This is a genomic window from Alkalicella caledoniensis, from assembly GCF_014467015.1.
Lineage (GTDB): Bacteria > Bacillota > Proteinivoracia > Proteinivoracales > Proteinivoracaceae > Alkalicella > Alkalicella caledoniensis.
The window spans coordinates 1,875,233-1,890,731 of the sequence record NZ_CP058559.1; the positions used below are offsets into that span (position 1 = coordinate 1,875,233).

The 15,499-nt window shown below is 37.5% G+C and carries 20 protein-coding genes and 2 rRNA genes; 7 read left to right on the forward strand and 15 right to left on the reverse strand.

Going from position 1 to position 15,499, the window contains the following annotated elements:
- Window positions 1-23: 23 nt before the first annotated feature.
- Genes HYG86_RS09280 through HYG86_RS09300 form a run of 5 tightly spaced genes read right to left on the reverse strand, consistent with a single transcriptional unit; the run spans window position 24 to window position 1,960 of the window.
- Complete coding sequence (locus HYG86_RS09280) at window positions 24-341, reverse strand: helix-turn-helix domain-containing protein (RefSeq protein WP_213165319.1); 318 nt, start codon at window positions 339-341, stop codon at window positions 24-26.
- A gap of 14 nt (window positions 342-355) precedes the next feature.
- Complete coding sequence (locus HYG86_RS09285) at window positions 356-553, reverse strand: hypothetical protein (RefSeq protein ID WP_213165320.1); 198 nt, start codon at window positions 551-553, stop codon at window positions 356-358.
- 12 nt (window positions 554-565) lie between these two features.
- Entirely contained in the window at window positions 566-1,003 is a 438-nt protein-coding gene (locus tag HYG86_RS09290) for a hypothetical protein (RefSeq protein ID WP_213165321.1), read from the reverse strand.
- Window positions 1,004-1,270, reverse strand: coding sequence for a hypothetical protein (locus HYG86_RS09295; protein ID WP_213165322.1), 267 nt, complete (start codon window positions 1,268-1,270; stop codon window positions 1,004-1,006).
- Complete coding sequence (locus HYG86_RS09300; RefSeq protein ID WP_213165323.1) at window positions 1,271-1,960, reverse strand: Rha family transcriptional regulator; 690 nt, start codon at window positions 1,958-1,960, stop codon at window positions 1,271-1,273.
- A 175-nt stretch (window positions 1,961-2,135) separates the two neighbouring features.
- Here HYG86_RS09300 and HYG86_RS09305 point away from each other — a divergent pair, with 175 nt between their 5' ends.
- Together HYG86_RS09305 and HYG86_RS09310 are read left to right on the forward strand one after the other, a co-directional pair.
- Window positions 2,136-2,702 carry a hypothetical protein gene (locus HYG86_RS09305; protein ID WP_213165324.1) on the forward strand — a complete coding sequence of 189 codons (567 nt, stop codon included), beginning with the start codon at window positions 2,136-2,138 and terminating at the stop codon, window positions 2,700-2,702.
- Window positions 2,703-2,704: 2 nt separating this feature from the next.
- Complete coding sequence (locus tag HYG86_RS09310) at window positions 2,705-3,043, forward strand: hypothetical protein (protein WP_213165325.1); 339 nt, start codon at window positions 2,705-2,707, stop codon at window positions 3,041-3,043.
- Here HYG86_RS09310 and HYG86_RS09315 read toward each other — a convergent pair.
- Both HYG86_RS09315 and HYG86_RS09320 read right to left on the reverse strand, forming a co-directional pair.
- Window positions 3,030-3,215, reverse strand: coding sequence for a hypothetical protein (locus tag HYG86_RS09315; protein WP_213165326.1), 186 nt, complete (start codon window positions 3,213-3,215; stop codon window positions 3,030-3,032). The two genes, HYG86_RS09310 and HYG86_RS09315, sit on opposite strands and share 14 nt — an antisense overlap.
- Window positions 3,216-3,233: 18 nt before the next feature.
- Complete coding sequence (locus HYG86_RS09320; RefSeq protein ID WP_213165327.1) at window positions 3,234-3,389, reverse strand: hypothetical protein; 156 nt, start codon at window positions 3,387-3,389, stop codon at window positions 3,234-3,236.
- An 89-nt stretch (window positions 3,390-3,478) separates the two neighbouring features.
- Here HYG86_RS09320 and HYG86_RS09325 point away from each other — a divergent pair, with 89 nt between their 5' ends.
- The gene (locus HYG86_RS09325; protein ID WP_213165328.1) at window positions 3,479-3,676 is read left to right on the forward strand and encodes a hypothetical protein; all 198 of its coding nucleotides are present in this window, start codon (window positions 3,479-3,481) and stop codon (window positions 3,674-3,676) included.
- An 11-nt stretch (window positions 3,677-3,687) separates the two neighbouring features.
- On the opposite strand, the gene HYG86_RS09330 is transcribed toward HYG86_RS09325, so the two are convergent.
- Window positions 3,688-3,936 (reverse strand): hypothetical protein, encoded by a 249-nt coding sequence (locus HYG86_RS09330; protein WP_213165329.1) that lies wholly within the window; start codon window positions 3,934-3,936, stop codon window positions 3,688-3,690.
- 108 nt (window positions 3,937-4,044) lie between these two features.
- Between HYG86_RS09330 and HYG86_RS09335 the strand changes: the two genes are divergently transcribed.
- Window positions 4,045-4,389 carry a hypothetical protein gene (locus HYG86_RS09335; protein WP_213165330.1) on the forward strand — a complete coding sequence of 115 codons (345 nt, stop codon included), beginning with the start codon at window positions 4,045-4,047 and terminating at the stop codon, window positions 4,387-4,389.
- A gap of 146 nt (window positions 4,390-4,535) precedes the next feature.
- Here HYG86_RS09335 and HYG86_RS09340 read toward each other — a convergent pair whose 3' ends face one another.
- Window positions 4,536-4,742, reverse strand: a complete 207-nt coding sequence (locus HYG86_RS09340; RefSeq protein WP_213165331.1) for a helix-turn-helix transcriptional regulator — start codon at window positions 4,740-4,742, stop codon at window positions 4,536-4,538.
- A gap of 164 nt (window positions 4,743-4,906) precedes the next feature.
- Here HYG86_RS09340 and lexA point away from each other — a divergent pair, with 164 nt between their 5' ends.
- From lexA to HYG86_RS09355, 3 genes are read left to right on the forward strand one after another with little or no spacing between them, the layout of a single operon-like run.
- Window positions 4,907-5,518, forward strand: a complete 612-nt coding sequence (gene lexA / locus HYG86_RS09345) for a transcriptional repressor LexA (protein ID WP_213165332.1) — start codon at window positions 4,907-4,909, stop codon at window positions 5,516-5,518.
- Between the two features lie 59 nt (window positions 5,519-5,577).
- The gene (locus HYG86_RS09350) at window positions 5,578-5,952 is read left to right on the forward strand and encodes a LexA family protein (protein ID WP_213165333.1); all 375 of its coding nucleotides are present in this window, start codon (window positions 5,578-5,580) and stop codon (window positions 5,950-5,952) included.
- An 18-nt stretch (window positions 5,953-5,970) separates the two neighbouring features.
- Entirely contained in the window at window positions 5,971-7,062 is a 1,092-nt protein-coding gene (locus HYG86_RS09355) for a site-specific integrase (protein WP_213165334.1), read from the forward strand.
- Between the two features lie 83 nt (window positions 7,063-7,145).
- On the opposite strand, the gene guaB is transcribed toward HYG86_RS09355, so the two are convergent.
- From guaB to HYG86_RS09385, 6 genes are all read right to left on the reverse strand, one after another.
- Complete coding sequence (guaB, locus tag HYG86_RS09360; protein WP_213165335.1) at window positions 7,146-8,591, reverse strand: IMP dehydrogenase; 1,446 nt, start codon at window positions 8,589-8,591, stop codon at window positions 7,146-7,148.
- Window positions 8,592-8,951: 360 nt separating this feature from the next.
- Complete coding sequence (locus HYG86_RS09365) at window positions 8,952-9,821, reverse strand: glycine betaine ABC transporter substrate-binding protein (protein ID WP_213165336.1); 870 nt, start codon at window positions 9,819-9,821, stop codon at window positions 8,952-8,954.
- A 14-nt stretch (window positions 9,822-9,835) separates the two neighbouring features.
- Window positions 9,836-10,663 (reverse strand): ABC transporter permease, encoded by an 828-nt coding sequence (locus tag HYG86_RS09370; protein WP_281391327.1) that lies wholly within the window; start codon window positions 10,661-10,663, stop codon window positions 9,836-9,838.
- Window positions 10,650-11,849: a quaternary amine ABC transporter ATP-binding protein gene (locus HYG86_RS09375; RefSeq protein ID WP_213165338.1), complete on the reverse strand. Its 1,200-nt coding sequence runs from the start codon at window positions 11,847-11,849 to the stop codon at window positions 10,650-10,652. Before HYG86_RS09375 ends, HYG86_RS09370 begins: the two co-directional genes overlap by 14 nt.
- A 456-nt stretch (window positions 11,850-12,305) precedes the next feature.
- Window positions 12,306-12,420 (reverse strand): 5S ribosomal RNA (gene rrf / locus HYG86_RS09380).
- A gap of 98 nt (window positions 12,421-12,518) precedes the next feature.
- Window positions 12,519-15,493, reverse strand: a 23S ribosomal RNA gene (locus HYG86_RS09385).
- Window positions 15,494-15,499: the final 6 nt, after the last annotated feature.

Consider the following 15,499-nt stretch of genomic DNA (forward strand, 5'->3'; position numbering starts at 1 on the left):
GCTTCACCTACCATAGAATTTTTTTATTGCCATGCCTCCTTTAGTCCTAAATCCATAAATTTAGCAAACTCTCTATATACTGTCCTTGTTGCTTTTTTAAGTTCTTCGTTCTCCTTTTGTAATTGCTCAATTTCGTTTTTGAGTTTTCTACGCTCCACAAAACTCATCTTTCCTGGTGTAACTTCTTCTATTTGTCTTATGTAGTCAGGATGAAATCTTACAGTTGGCAACAAATGTTTAATTGGATCTAGCTTGCCTTCGTTTATCCAATTTCTTATTGTGGTAGGGTGTACTTGCCATCTACGTGCTAAATCTGCCATAGTTAGTAGTTGTTCGTCCAAATTCTCTCCCTCCCTTAAAGATTTTTGCCCTGAAGTCTTAGTATAAGGACAACTATTGATACAATTACAGATATCAGTGAGGCTGAAAGTGAGCAGACCATAAATATAAAATTGCTCCGTATTCTTAATCTTTCAGCCTCAAGCTTTGGGTCTGCATATTTTCTTTTTTTACTTAGTATTCCTACACCAGCTACATCCTTAAGTTCACTCATGTTAAAACTCCTTTATTCTGATATTTTGTTAATCAGATTTGACAACTTTGTCTCTATTTCTCTAATTTCATAGTTTTGCTTTAGATTTAGTTCAAATTGTTTATAAACTTCTCTCCCAAATCTACTGCTTGGTATTATTCCTGATTCAACCATTATTTCTTTTACAAATTCCATGTGTTGGTTTATATTATCCTGAGCGAGTACAGTAAATGTTTTATCCGTTAACTCTTTATCTATGGATTTTAAGCCCAATTTTTCACGCGCTTGGTTTAAACTCATCTCACCACGTGATAATTTTTCGTTTATTTTATTTAGTAAGTCATCCGAAAAATCACCACTTGCTAAATACCCATCAACAGCTACATTAATTTCCTTCGGCTCTAAGGTACCCTTAATATCTTGGAGCTCTTTTTTTATATCCAGTAACAAATCAATTACTCTCTCATCCATTTATACTACCTCCTTATCAGAGTTATTTTTTAACGACAAGTCTCTCTTTTCTTTTTCTATCAATACACTGATTTCGCTGAATAGGTTACTGAATTTGTTTGAGCCCTCCCAGTTAAAAACACATTGTTTGTCAGCTTCGTTCAGGTTCTTATGGACATCGTGATAAGTTAAAGCTTCTTTTTTTATTTCTTTTATAATTTCTTGTATGGTCAAATTTCTTAACTCATCAAATTCCGATAGAATAGATTGAATCTGTTTTAGATCCATTTACACTACCTCCTCGAAAAGATTTGTCTCCAAGTTAGATCTCTCTATCTCTCTTTGTAATTTTCCGTTTGGTTGCCATCCTTTTATAAAATCAATGGCTGCTGCTATCTCTTTTTTAGGAGTGTTTTTGTAACTATTTATTTCAAAATAATCTTTGAAATCTTTCCACATTGAACTGAACATTCTAGCTGCAAGCCCCTTGCTCTTATATGCACGACTTTCTTTGCCACCCAAACATTCTAATACTCTTTTTTTGCTAATAGTTTGTAAGTCTTGTTGCTGGCCATAGTCGATAGTCATTGTGTTTTCTAAGTTAAGTAATCTTTCTTCATGGTTTTCCATTACTTCGTATTGAAGTCTTAGTTGTTCCAGTGGACTCAATTTCTTAAATTGTTGTTTTAACTCTTTAATTAGCATGATTAACTTCCTTCTGGCTACTGCATCGTACCGAGCTGCTAATTGTAATGCTCCTTCTTCAGTCATTGTGTAGCATGGCAAAGCCTTATTCTGTTGGCTGATGTATGAGGAAGGCTCAAAAATGAGCTTACCTTCTAATCCACCATATTCAAGTTTTGAAATTTCATCCTGGATATCTCTAAGTACATTTTTGTGTTCTTTTCCAAAATGTTTAGCGATCATTCTACTGTCGATTTGAACCTCACCGTTTTTTACTTTAACCAGTTCATTCATTCTTCTTACCTCCTGCTTTGTTTTGTAGCCCATGACTCCAGTGATATCTAATACCTTTTCTATTTAATTGCTTCGGCAAGACACTCATTCCGCTTGACACCCCTTGGTAATACAAATAAAATGAAATCAACTAAGAAAATATTTCACCTTAAAATGCTTGAAAATGGGGGATAATATGAAATCATACCTAAGGAATTTTTTTGGTAGTCCTAGTAATTTTATTGCATTCGCTGTTGGACTTGCTCCCAGCGTTCTTCTGTGGGTTGTTGCCCCAGAAAAAACTGTTAGTTATGGACTCTTCCTAATCTTCATGTTAATAATGTTTTTAATAATTTGGTTTTTAGCTTTCATTATCATTAAAAAAAGTGAAGAAATGAATCTATTAAGTCAAAAACTAGATGTACCGTCTAATCCGAATTTGAAGATAATACAATGTATTAATGGTATTTGCTTATGTGAAAAAAGCGAATTATTGTCCACTGATTCTATAGTTTCAATTTTTATGAAAGAGCTGGTGTTTGAAAATTTAGTTGGATATGGAGTTGTTATAAATGTGCAACAAGATGGATACGTTCAGATTAAACCTACTAAGTTAGAGAACACTATACTAGACGAGGACCCTTTAAAAAACATTGATTTCATCCATATTCTCAATCTAAACAAAGCAGATATTATTATTAAGCCTACTATTTCCGTTGAAGTAATTAAGGATTACCAAGTTAAAAATAAGGAGGTTAGTTAAAAATGATTAACTTTAAAGTTGCTAAAATTATTAACGATACCACATTAATCATCAATTGCGGGGCTAATGATGGAGTAAGAAAGAACCAAAGATTTATTGTATATGCTTTAGATGGCGAAGAAATTAGAGACCCTGATACTAATCAAGTTCTTGGCAATCTTGAAACAACTAAGGGCACAGGTGTAGTTACATTTGTCTATGAGAATATGTGTAAAATTGAATCTGATATGAGAGTAGATCATAACAATCCAGCCTCAATAGCCCTTTACAAATTTGAGAACCTCGAAGTGGTTATCCCTTTTAAAAATGTGATAGTTGGAGATTTAGCTAAACCAATTTAGTTACAAGTACCACTACAGTACCAAAGCAAAAACCCATCAAAGGATATATCATTTTTATCCCAAATTTCGCAGTGTCTTTTTTGCCATCTGCCAAAAGTTCTATGGACCTTGCTAAAAATAAGACAGAAATAGAAAGTAATATCAATGAAATGTTAATCATTATCTCACTCATTATAATTGCTCCTTTCAATTAGATTTTTTTCTCACAACGTTTGTTAATTCCCAAATCGATCTGGATTAGAGTACATTGGCAGATGTGCTCTTTTTCTATTTCTCTTACTTTTTTTAAAATAAGTTCAACGTCCTTTAACTCTGATGCTTTTGCTTTAATCTCTATCTTCGTCATCTTCACTACCTCCCTTCCTATTGGTTACCTCTTAAGAGGTTTTCTCCCCCTTATGTTGAATTAATCAATTTAGAAAGGGGGTGGAAATTATGATGAGTAATTATGCGATTACATCTGCAGTTCAAGAAGTTTTAAACAATGTCAAGTTTGAAAAAGTTTCTGATTTATCAAAAGAACAATTCGCTGAAATTCTATCAGAGTCTATTTATCGGTCTATTTTGACAAGAGATTTTATAGACCATATTGAAAGAGAAATTGCCATGAACTCAAAGAGAAGAAGTTTCTAGTTTCTAGGTCTCTATTGTTGCTGTACTTGTTGACGAAGTATAGCAACATCTTTTTTTATTTGTTCAATATCATCAAGTACTTCACGAATAATGCCACTTAAGGTTAAGGATCTATCATACTTCTCAATACCTTCTTCCTCTGGCAAGGTTGCTTTTTTCTCTTCTGAGATTGCTACCCTTTTTCCCAATTCTTCTTTATTAGATAATTCTGTAATACCATTTGCAGAAATTTTTTCAATAATATCTGTATTAATTTTCATCTTCACTACCTCCTTTCTTTCTTTTTTGTTGTAAATTCATAAGCATCCTCTTATAATGTGGGTACAGGCTATTGCAGTGGCCAAATATTATAGAAAGGAGAGCTAATTATGCTTGATAAAATTTCCGTAAAAATTTTAAAACTACTCCAATCTAAAGGCAGTTTACCCTTAGATGAGATTGAGGAATATATCTCTTCACGCTACGCTATAACAGACAATATTGAATTACTCGAAAAAAATGGATATATCTTAAACCTCAAAGGGGACGAACCACTCGTTCTATATAAAGGGCGTCCTACAAAATTTAGGTTAACTGTTGATGTGTATAAATTACTGCCCCCAGGAGTAGCTTATTTAGAATACATCTCGAAAGACAAATTTAGGTTTTGGGTTCCCATAGTTATTTCAGTTATTGCCTTAACAGTTTCATTAATAACGCTATACAAACCGTAACTAAAGATATTACTGAAATGTAGATCGGGAGATTATATTGTTTTGTTCTAAATTCATTTTCCCTGTAGTACACCCATTCCATTAACCAATCTATTTTTTCGGTTAGTTTCATCTTCACCACCTCCCTTTTCGTTGCACTGCGCAATTTAATCCTTAAAAAAATATTCTCTAAAATCATCATCCGGAATTTTTAACACTTCTGCTATTATAAAAGCTTCATTTATATCCATAGTTCTAACATTATTAATTTTCTGGCTCGCTGTAGGTAATGCGATATTTAAAGCTTTTGCTATGTCCCTTTGTGTTAATCCCAGCTCTACTATTCTTCCTTTTAACTTATTAGAATTGACCATATCAATCACCTCCAATTGCTCTATGCAATTTTCTTAACCATATTGTACTACGTAATTTTCATCATGTCAATGCTCTATGCAATTTATTATAAAAAAATATTTCTTTTATGTTGCAATATGCAAATTATTGTACTATAATTATGTGTAGACGGGAGGAGATAACTTTGAATAAAAAGATTGGTAAAAGAATTGAATTGAAAAGAAAAGAAAAAGGCTTAACTCTTAAAGAGCTTGGGGATAAAATTGGTGTAGCTAGTTCCACAATCCTTAGATACGAGAAGGGAGAAATAAGTACTATTAAACTTCCCGTAATAGAAAGTATTGCTAAAATTCTCGAAGTTGATCCAGCATGGCTAGTATTGAAAAGTGACAATCCAGCCCCTGCAAAAATAACTAAATCAGATATAAAACAAATACCCGTACTTGGTTCAATAGCTGCAGGAACTCCAATACTAGCAGAGGAAAACATAGAAGATTACTTTAGCATAGACGGTAGAATTAAAGCTGATTTTGCTCTTAATATAAAAGGCGATAGTATGATAAACGCAGGTATAAATGAAGGTGATATAGTCTTTATACACCAGACACCAACCCTAGAAAATGGCGAGATAGGTGCTATACTAGTTGAAGGTGAAGCCACACTTAAAAAATTCTACAAAAATGAGGATAGTATTGTTTTACAGTCAGAAAATAATAAATACCCACCAATGGTATTCACTGGGGGTGATATAAAAATTTTAGGCAAGCTATCAGCTGTACTTAACATTTCAAAATAGATTAGGGCTAGCCACTTAATATGGCTAGCCCTAATTGACAAAAGGGAGTGTTTTCAAGAATGGATGAAGGAAAAATCATCTCTACACTTGTCGCAGTAAAGGGTGATAAGCTTATATTTAAAAATAGTTGTGATGTTTCTCCCTTACCTAATGGCTTTGATGCTGATTACGCATATGTTGCTAAAGATGATGCAATGGAAAGTAATAAAATAAGGGAAAATTCTACAGTCTTAGTTTCAAAAACACTGAACTTAAGAAATGGAGATATAGCCCTTGTTGTGGTTGAGGGTAATATTATTATTCGTAAATTTACTAAAAGCAAGAAAATGATTGTTTTAGAAGCTGACAATAGTGCATATCCTACCATCATACGTAGTGAAGAGTTAGTAACGATTTTAGGACGTTTATCTGCAGTATTTCACAAGTTTGATTAATGTTAGGAGGGTGTTAACTTGGATTACAAAGTAAGCTACAGAGAAAAAGACAAAGGTATACAGTGTATTATTAATTATAAGGATCAGTACGGTAAGTGGAAACAAAAATCAAAACAGGGTTTTAAAAGGCAAAAAGATGCTAAACCATGGATTGAAAACACGCTAGAGGATATAAGAGAAATTATGAGATTATCTCCTAGCAGAGAATACGAAGGAATTACCTTTGGGAGTTTCAAAGAAGTTTATATTGAACATGCAAAGATACACTTACAAGCAAATACTATAAAAGCTCTTGAAACTTCACTTAATAAGTTTACAGTTCTTGACCCAATGGACATAAGAAAGATTAAAAAGATGGATGTACAAAAAATAGTAGACCAACTTTTGAAAACCAGCCTAAAAAATAACACAATTAAATTATATGTCACCTACCTTGGCACGGTCTTTAGTGCTGCTAAAAACGATTATAACCTAATAACAAACATACCTACTCAAGGAATTAAGCTAGGTGATAAAGTATCTTTTAAGACTAAAAGCCAATTGGCGACCTCAAAGGCCTTAACTGATGAAGAGTTAAAACTATTATTAACCGACTTCTCAAAGAGTAAATATTATGATCTAATAGAGTTTATAAGCAAAACTGGCTTGCGCGGGGGAGAAGCTTTAGGGGTTACATTAGATGATATAGATATAGTAAATTGTGAGATTGATATAAATAAACAATGGAAAATTATAAAAGAAACTGGCAAGTATGGGTTTGGACCTTTAAAGTCTGATAGATCATATAGAAAGGTACCATTACCAAAATCTTATGCAAAAGAACTTATGTCACGTAAAGTAGTTAATTTCAGCAAGAGGCTATTTCCTTACCCAAATACCCAGGACTTACAAGGCTCTCTGAACAAAGCATTTAAGGCTAAGGGCTATGATATAACTATACATATACTAAGACATACCTATATAACTAAACTGCTAGCCAGCGGCTTAATAGATGATGAGACAATAGCCCAGATAGCCGGGCATACCGTAACACAGTTAAGAAAAACATATTCACACGTAAATAAAAACATGCGCGATAAAGCAAAAGCGATAATAAATGATATCGTTTAATTTTTTTGTTTCTATTTTTGACGAATTTTTGACGAAATAAGAAAAACCCCCTAAAACAAGGGGTTTTTCGCTTATTTTCACTACTATACACTATAATTAGGAGATTCTTTAGTTATTTCTACATCATGAGGATGGCTTTCTCTTAATCCTGCACCAGTTATTTTAATAAACTGAGCTTTCTTTAGTTCTTCGAGGCTTTTTGATCCACAGTAACCCATTCCAGCACGCAGTCCACCCAATAACTGATAAATGGTTTCTGCCACGTAACCTTTGTATGGTACCCTTCCTTCAATTCCTTCAGGAACCAACTTTTTTTGATCGTCCTGGAAATATCGGTCTTTACTTCCTTCCTTCATTGCTCCTATTGATCCCATACCTCTATACACTTTGTAGCTACGCCCTTTATAGATTTCCATATCCCCAGGGCTCTCTTCTGTTCCTGCTAATAAACCACCTAACATTACAGTGGATGCTCCCGCTGCAATGGCTTTAACAATATCCCCTGAGTACTTAACTCCTCCGTCAGCAATAACAGGTATGTTATATTCATTTGCAGCTTCAGCACATTGATGCACAGCTGTTATTTGAGGAACACCAACTCCAGCCACTACTCTAGTAGTACAGATTGATCCTGGGCCTATGCCAACTTTAACGGCAGACACACCAGCTTTTATTAAATCCACTGTTGCTTCTTTTGTTGCCACATTTCCGCCTATTATTTCCAGGTCAGGGTATTTCTCTTTAATGGCCCTGATAGTCCTCAATACACCTGCCGAGTGCCCATGTGCAGTGTCAACAACAATTACATCAACCTTGGCCTTCACAAGTTCATCAATTCTTTCCATGGTATCTTGACTTACTCCCACTGCAGCTGCTACAAGTAACCTTCCGTCACTGTCTTTAGCAGAGTTTGGATATATTATTGCTTTTTCAATATCTTTAATGGTAATTAGTCCTTTTAAATTATAGTTGTCATCTACTATAGGTAGTTTCTCAATTTTGTGTTTCATCAGTATATCTTTAGCAGTCATTAAGTCAGTACCAACTGGAGCTACAACTAGATTCTCAGATGTCATTACGTTTTTTATAGGTTGGTCAAAGTCTTGCTCAAACCTTAAATCCCTGTTTGTTATAATTCCGATAAGTTTACCTTCTTCAGTTATAGGCACTCCTGATATACGGTATTTGCTCATCAGTGCAGCAGCTTCTTCAATTGAATTATCCTTTGTTAAAAAAAATGGATTTGTTATAACCCCATGCTCTGATCTTTTTACTCTGTCCACTTCTGTAGCCTGTTTTTCAATGGTCATATTCTTATGAATTACACCAATCCCACCTTCTCTAGCTACTGCTATTGCCATCTTAGATTCTGTTACGGTGTCCATGCCCGCACTAATTAGAGGCATGTTTAAGGTGATTTTGTTAGTTAGGCGGGTTTTTAGCACCACATCTTTTGGCAAAACATCAGATTTTGCTGGTACCAGTAAAACATCGTCAAAAGTCAAACCATTTTCTATAAACTTTTCCAAGGTAAAACTCCCCTTTCAAATTATATAAAGTGTATAAAAAAAGCCTAAATCCTATCTATATAGAACAATGGGTCTTTTTGCTAACACTTTTTAGCCTTAATAAAGAAAATCAGTGGGTGCAAAGTAGGTTGTCAGATTTATATTGAAACTATAGTTCCCTATTATATAAAAAATTACCCGTTTTCACGGGATTTGTCTTGTACATATATATTTTTATTATTATAACACAGTACAAATAAAATGCAATATAAAATATATATTGCATATATACATTTATCAAGATTGTGGTATTTTATTTTGTTTGGATAGTAGAAACCCAGGGTAAGTTCAAGAGACTTATCCTGGGTTTAATTATAATGATTAGTTTAACCAACTATCTACTAACTCCCTATTTTGTTCAATCCAAACTTGAGCTGCTTCATCCCTATTACTATATTCCTCCATTGTTGCAATTAAACCCCCTAGTTCTTCTGGTGATAGGTAGTATTTTTCTAGGAAAGTTTGTATTTCGGGGTGGTCTGTTGCGAAACCCTCACGGGCAATAGTATTAATTGTTTCTTCACCACCATAGACGTCTTTAGGGTCTTCTAAGAACTTTAGATCGAAGTCTGCAAATTTCCAGTGTGGTGCCCAACCTGTAACAACAACCCATTCATTATTAGCGATAGCTCTACTTAGCTCCGCTGTCATAGCAGCATCACTACTCTCAAGAAGGTTTAAATCCAAATCATACTCTTCAATGGCATTGTTAGTTGCAGCCATTATCCCTGCACCTGAATCTATACCTACTATTTGTCCTTCAAATTTATCAATGTTTGCGTTAAGTTCCTCAATACTATCGATATCCACATATGTTGGTACTACTAAGCCAACCATAGCCCCATGGTAGTTTGCCCCAACATTGACTACTTCGTCTTTAAATTGACTATAGTAGTTAGAGTGGGTATTAGGTAGCCATGCAGCTAAAATAAAGTCTGCATCACCCGTTGATAGACCTTGCCACATCTGACCAGCCTCTAAGTCATGCAATGTTACGTCATATTCATACTCAATTTCAAGAATGTTTTTAACTAGATATGTACTAGCAGTGGCACATGCCCAGTTTACATATGAGATACTAACCTCTTGTTGATCATTTTCATTATCTGTTCCACTTGTACAGCCAACAAAAGTCAAAGACATTATTAAAACAATAGCTGTTACCATAAAAATACTTTTAAAATTCTTCATTCTTCAAAAACCTCCTATTTTTTAACTCCAACACTCTGTGTAAGCCTATCTAGTATAATAGCAATAATTACTACTGCTATACCACCTTCAAAACCCATTCCTATATCAAAGTTAGAAATTCCACTTCTTACTACCTGACCTAATCCTCCCGCACCAATCATTGAAGCAATAACTACCATAGATAGAGATAGCATAATACATTGATTTATACCTGCCATAATGGTCGGCAAAGCTTGGGGTAGCTGTATCTTAAATAGCATCTGATACCATGTGGATCCAAATGCGTTGCCTGCTTCAACCAATTCATCTGGTACTTGCCTTATTCCAAGGTTTGTTAACCTGACCGCAGGGGGCATAGCAAATATTATTGTAGCCATTACTGCTGGGACGATACCTATTCTAAAGAAGGTAACTGCCGGTAGCAAGTATACAAATGCAGGCATTGTTTGCATAAAGTCTAATACTGGTCTTACTATTTTATCCACCACATTATTTTTTGCTGCTAAGATTCCTAATGGTATTGCAATTATCAAAGTTATTATGGTGGATGTCAATACTAAGGATAATGTCTGAATCGATTGATCCCACAACTCAATATTTTCTATTAATAGTAGTCCGACAACTGTAAAAATAGCTACTCCTCTACCTGTGATTTTGTAAACAAGTAAAGCTAGTATAATAATTAACAACCAAAAAGGCAATAAGTGCAGTATGCTCTCGAAGAATCCCACCATTCCTGCTACCATTTTCCTTATATTGTCGAACTGGCTCTTAAAAACCATATCAATAAAATCAACAAAAGCTTCAAACCAAGTTCCTACAGGGATTCTAGGCAATATCATCACTCCTTTCAGGGAGTAATGCTTCTAATATACTGCCCTTTACTATTACTCCCATTAGCTTCCCCTTTTCATTTACTACAGCGGTGGGAATAGAGTTGCTAAAAGTGGATTCTAAAACTTCATTCAAACTAGCATTCAAACTAACCCTACTTATATGATCCTTAACTATAGATTCTATTTTGCTTTCACCTGATTCTATCAGTTTATAAATATCATCTATTTCAACAATACCTTCTAATCTCTTACTTTTATCTGTAACCAATAATACTTCTAAGCCATATTTTTTCATTTCTTTAAGACATGTTCTAGGTCCTTGGGAAATATCCACTGTTGTAAATGGCTTAACCATAATATCAGCAGCGGTTAGTAGCTCATTTTTGTTAACACCATCTACAAACCTACGAACATAATCATTGGCAGGTTTACTGAGAATTTCGTCAGCTGTTCCGATTTGAACAGCCTCTCCATCTTTCATCAGCATTATTCTGTCACCTATCTTTAATGCTTCATCTAAATCGTGTGTTATAAAAATAATGGTTTTCTTCATCTTATGTTGAAGCTCCAATAATTCATCCTGCATATCTCCTCTAATCAGAGGGTCCAATGCACTAAAAGCCTCATCCATTAGAAGTATCTCTGGATCATTGGCTAAAGCACGGGCCAATCCCACTCTTTGTTTCATACCGCCACTTAACTGGTCTGGTAGACTATTTTCATAACCCTCCAAACCTACTAAACTAAGTGCTTCCCTAGCTTTAGTACTCCTGATCTCTTTATCAATTCCTTGTACCTCTAATCCATATTCAACATTTTTAATAATTGTTCTATTTGGTAATAGAGCGAAGTTCTGAAAAACCATACTTACGGATTTTCTTCTTACTTCTCGTAGATTCTTGTTTTCCATTTTTAATATATCTGTTCCATCAATAAGAATCTCACCTTTAGTGGGCTCAACAAGCCTGTTTAAGCAACGAACAAGTGTAGATTTTCCACTTCCCGACAAGCCCATTATTACGAAGATTTCCCCTTCATTCACATCAAAGCTTACATTGTTAATCCCCACTGTTAAACCCGTATTTTTAAGAATACTGTCCTTTGACATTCCCTCTTCAATTAACTTTAATCCCCTCTTTGGCTTCTTGCCAAAAACCTTGTAAAGATTTCTAACACTAATTTTCTTCCCCATACTTACCTCCTAAATTTGCGTACTATATTATGTTAACAAAGAAAGGTCATTAAAACAAGCGCTATATAAAGCTATATGTTTCTTTTAAGAGTTATCAATAGTGATAATATATGTTTATGAAGGGATTATTTAAAAATCGTCCCATATAATCCTTTTAATTACCAAATGCTCTCGATTTGCCTATAAAAGTTAAGGGGTTCACAGAAAATTTAATAAGGATAAACGCTGATTACGGAGAATTGTGTGTTTTGTTTTGCAGAATGCATGAAACTTGCGCCACTAATGACACTATTAAATAGATCAAGAATTTCACTAACTTACACAAAAGACTTTATTAATTTTAGTGTCAGTTAGTGTAGAGATTTTTAGTGAAGTTAGTGGCTATTTTTTATTCGTATTGGTGCAAATTACATATGCAAAAAAGACACCAATCATAAGATTGATGTCTTTTTAAGTACCTAGCGACGTCCTACTCTCCCAGGGGGTAACCCCAAGTACCATCGGCGCTGAAGAGCTTAACTGCGGTGTTCGGAATGGGAACCGGTGTATCCTCTTCGCCATCATCACTAGATGAAACTATCACACTAAATTCATAGCAAGGTTTTCAAAGGTTTTATTCTTAAAGTTTTTCCTGACTGCTGACTACTGTCAGCTGACAGCTTAAATATTTAGGTCAAGTCCTCGACCGATTAGTACTAGTTCGCTGAAGGTATTACTACCCTTACACTCCTAGCCTATCAACCAGATAGTCTTTCTGGGGTCTTACTTCCTTACGGAATGGGAAGTCTTATCTTAAGGGGGGCTTCGCGCTTAGATGCTTTCAGCGCTTATCCCGACCAAACTTGGCTACCCAGAACTGCCATTGGCATGACAACTGGTACACCAGAGGTTCGTCCATCCCGGTCCTCTCGTACTAAGGACAGCTCCTTTCAAACTTCCTGCGCCCGCGACAGATAGGGACCGAACTGTCTCACGACGTTCTGAACCCAGCTCGCGTACCGCTTTAATGGGCGAACAGCCCAACCCTTGGGACCTTCTTCAGCCCCAGGATGCGATGAGCCGACATCGAGGTGCCAAACCTCCCCGTCGATGTGGACTCTTGGGGGAGATAAGCCTGTTATCCCCGGGGTAGCTTTTATCCGTTGAGCGACGGCCCTTCCACTCGGTACCGCCGGGTCACTAAGCCCGACTTTCGTCCCTGCTCGACTTGTAGGTCTCGCAGTCAAGCTCCCTTCTGCCTTTACACTCTTCGAATGATTTCCAACCATTCTGAGGGAACCTTTGGGCGCCTCCGTTACTCTTTAGGAGGCGACCGCCCCAGTCAAACTGCCCACCTGACACTGTCCTAGTACCGGATAACGGTACACAGTTAGAATTCCAGCACTTTAAGGGTGGTATCCCACGGGTGGCTCCAGCAACACTGGCGTGCTACTTTCTCAGCCTCCCACCTATCCTGTACATAAAATGCCAAAACTCAATATCAGGCTACAGTAAAGCTCCACGGGGTCTTTCCGTCTTGTCGCGGGTAACCTGCATCTTCACAGGTACTACAATTTCACCGGGTCCTTCGTTGAGACAGTGCCCAAGTCGTTACGCCATTCGTGCGGGTCAGAACTTACCTGACAAGGAATTTCGCTACCTTAGGACCGTTATAGTTACGGCCGCCGTTTACTGGGGCTTCGGTTCAAAGCTTCGCTTGCGCTAACCTCTTCCCTTAACCTTCCAGCACCGGGCAGGCGTCAGCCCCTATACTTCATCTTTCGATTTAGCAGAGACCTGTGTTTTTGCTAAACAGTCGCTTGGGCCTATTCACTGCGGCCTCTTCTAGCTTAAGAAGTAAATTCTCTCACCATAATGAGGCACCCCTTCTCCCGAAGTTACGGGGTCATTTTGCCGAGTTCCTTAACGAAGGTTCTCCCGAGCGCCTTAGGATTCTCTCCTTACCTACCTGTGTCGGTTTGCGGTACGGGCACCTTACTTCTCGATAGAGGCTTTTCTTGGCAGTGTAGGATCAGTTAGTTCCCCTCATTCGGGTCCCCTTCACTCCTCAGGATTATGAGTCGACGGATTTGCCTATCTACTCTCCCTAAAAGCTTGGACGCACATAACCAACAGTGCGATAACCTACCTTCCTGCGTCACCCCATCTCTCAAACGAAGTTTGGTGGCACTGGAATCTCTACCAGTTGTCCATCGCCTACGCCTTTCGGCCTCGGCTTAGGTCCCGGCTTACCCTGAGAGGACGAGCCTTCCTCAGGAAACCTTAGGTTTTCGGCGAAGATGATTCTCACATCTTTTTTCGTTACTTATACCAGCATTCTCACTTCTATTCGCTCCACTGCTCCTTACGGTACAGCTTCTGCGCAAATAGAACGCTCCCCTACCATGATTTACATCATCCATTGCTTCGGTGATAAGTTTGAGCCCCGTTACATTTTCGGCGCAGGATCACTTGACCAGTGAGCTATTACGCACTCTTTAAATGGTGGCTGCTTCTAAGCCAACATCCTGGTTGTCTGTGCAATCCCACATCCTTTTCCACTTAACTTATACTTTGGGACCTTAGCAGATGGTCTGGGCTGTTTCCCTCTCGACTATGGACCTTAGCACCCATAGTCTGACTCCCGGAAAACAAATATGTGGCATTCGGAGTTTGACTGAGTTCGGTAACCTGGTAAGGCCCCTAGCCCAATCAGTGCTCTACCTCCACTATTTTATTCCGAGGCTAGCCCTAAAGCTATTTCGGGGAGAACCAGCTATCTCCGAGTTCGATTGGAATTTCTCCGCTACCCACAGCTCATCCCCTAATTTTTCAACATTAGTGGGTTCGGGCCTCCATTTTGCGTTAACAAAACTTCACCCTGGCCATGGGTAGGTCACCCGGTTTCGGGTCTACGCAGCCAAACTTCACGCCCTTTTAAGACTCGGTTTCCCTTCGGCTCCGTGGCTTTACCACTTAACCTTGCTTGACTACGTAACTCGCTGGTTCATTCTACAAAAGGCACGCCATCACCCGCGTATGGGGCTTTGACTGTTTGTAGGCACACGGTTTCAGGTTCTTTTTCACTCCTCTTCCGAGGTTCTTTTCACCTTTCCCTCACGGTACTGCTTCACTATCGGTCGCTAGGTAGTATTTAGCCTTTGGAGGTGGTCCTCCTAGATTCCAACGGGGTTTCACGTGTCCCGCTGTACTCGGGTGGCAATTAGGTAGGGTTAATCTTTTCAACTACAGGGCTTTCACCTTCTACGGCCTGTCTTTCCAAACAGTTCGTCTAAAATTAACTTTTGTAACTACCTTGATATCCTGCAAGATACCACAATTGCTCCCTCAACCCACATGTAACAACGATTGCAGTCTTACATCACATGTGTTTAGGCTCTTCCCATTTCGCTCGCCACTACTTAGGGAATCGATTATTCTTTCTCTTCCTCGGGGTACTTAGATGTTTCAGTTCCCCCGGTTGCCTTCTACTACCCTATGTATTCAGGTAGTGATACTATGGTATTAACCATAGTGGGTTGCCCCATTCGGAGATCCACGGGTCAAGGCTTGCTTACAGCTTACCGTGGCTTTTCGTAGTTCGCTACGTCCTTCTTCGGCTCCTAGCGCCAAGGCATCCGCCGTGCGCCCTTAGTAACTTGACCAAATAA

Bases quoted from the DNA above. Each gene is read 5' to 3' on its own strand.
- HYG86_RS09285 (WP_213165320.1), bottom strand. From the start codon at position 553: ATGAGTGAACTTAAGGATGTAGCTGGTGTAGGAATACTAAGTAAAAAA.
- HYG86_RS09290 (WP_213165321.1), bottom strand. From the start codon at position 1,003: ATGGATGAGAGAGTAATTGATTTGTTACTGGATATAAAAAAAGAGCTC.
- HYG86_RS09295 (WP_213165322.1), bottom strand. From the start codon at position 1,270: ATGGATCTAAAACAGATTCAATCTATTCTATCGGAATTTGATGAGTTA.
- HYG86_RS09300 (WP_213165323.1), bottom strand. From the start codon at position 1,960: ATGAATGAACTGGTTAAAGTAAAAAACGGTGAGGTTCAAATCGACAGT.
- HYG86_RS09305 (WP_213165324.1), top strand. From the start codon at position 2,136: ATGAAATCATACCTAAGGAATTTTTTTGGTAGTCCTAGTAATTTTATT.
- HYG86_RS09310 (WP_213165325.1), top strand. From the start codon at position 2,705: ATGATTAACTTTAAAGTTGCTAAAATTATTAACGATACCACATTAATC.
- HYG86_RS09315 (WP_213165326.1), bottom strand. From the start codon at position 3,215: ATGAGTGAGATAATGATTAACATTTCATTGATATTACTTTCTATTTCT.
- HYG86_RS09320 (WP_213165327.1), bottom strand. From the start codon at position 3,389: ATGACGAAGATAGAGATTAAAGCAAAAGCATCAGAGTTAAAGGACGTT.
- HYG86_RS09325 (WP_213165328.1), top strand. From the start codon at position 3,479: ATGATGAGTAATTATGCGATTACATCTGCAGTTCAAGAAGTTTTAAAC.
- HYG86_RS09330 (WP_213165329.1), bottom strand. From the start codon at position 3,936: ATGAAAATTAATACAGATATTATTGAAAAAATTTCTGCAAATGGTATT.
- HYG86_RS09335 (WP_213165330.1), top strand. From the start codon at position 4,045: ATGCTTGATAAAATTTCCGTAAAAATTTTAAAACTACTCCAATCTAAA.
- HYG86_RS09340 (WP_213165331.1), bottom strand. From the start codon at position 4,742: ATGGTCAATTCTAATAAGTTAAAAGGAAGAATAGTAGAGCTGGGATTA.
- HYG86_RS09350 (WP_213165333.1), top strand. From the start codon at position 5,578: ATGGATGAAGGAAAAATCATCTCTACACTTGTCGCAGTAAAGGGTGAT.
- HYG86_RS09365 (WP_213165336.1), bottom strand. From the start codon at position 9,821: ATGAAGAATTTTAAAAGTATTTTTATGGTAACAGCTATTGTTTTAATA.
- HYG86_RS09370 (WP_281391327.1), bottom strand. From the start codon at position 10,663: ATGATATTGCCTAGAATCCCTGTAGGAACTTGGTTTGAAGCTTTTGTT.
- HYG86_RS09375 (WP_213165338.1), bottom strand. From the start codon at position 11,849: ATGGGGAAGAAAATTAGTGTTAGAAATCTTTACAAGGTTTTTGGCAAG.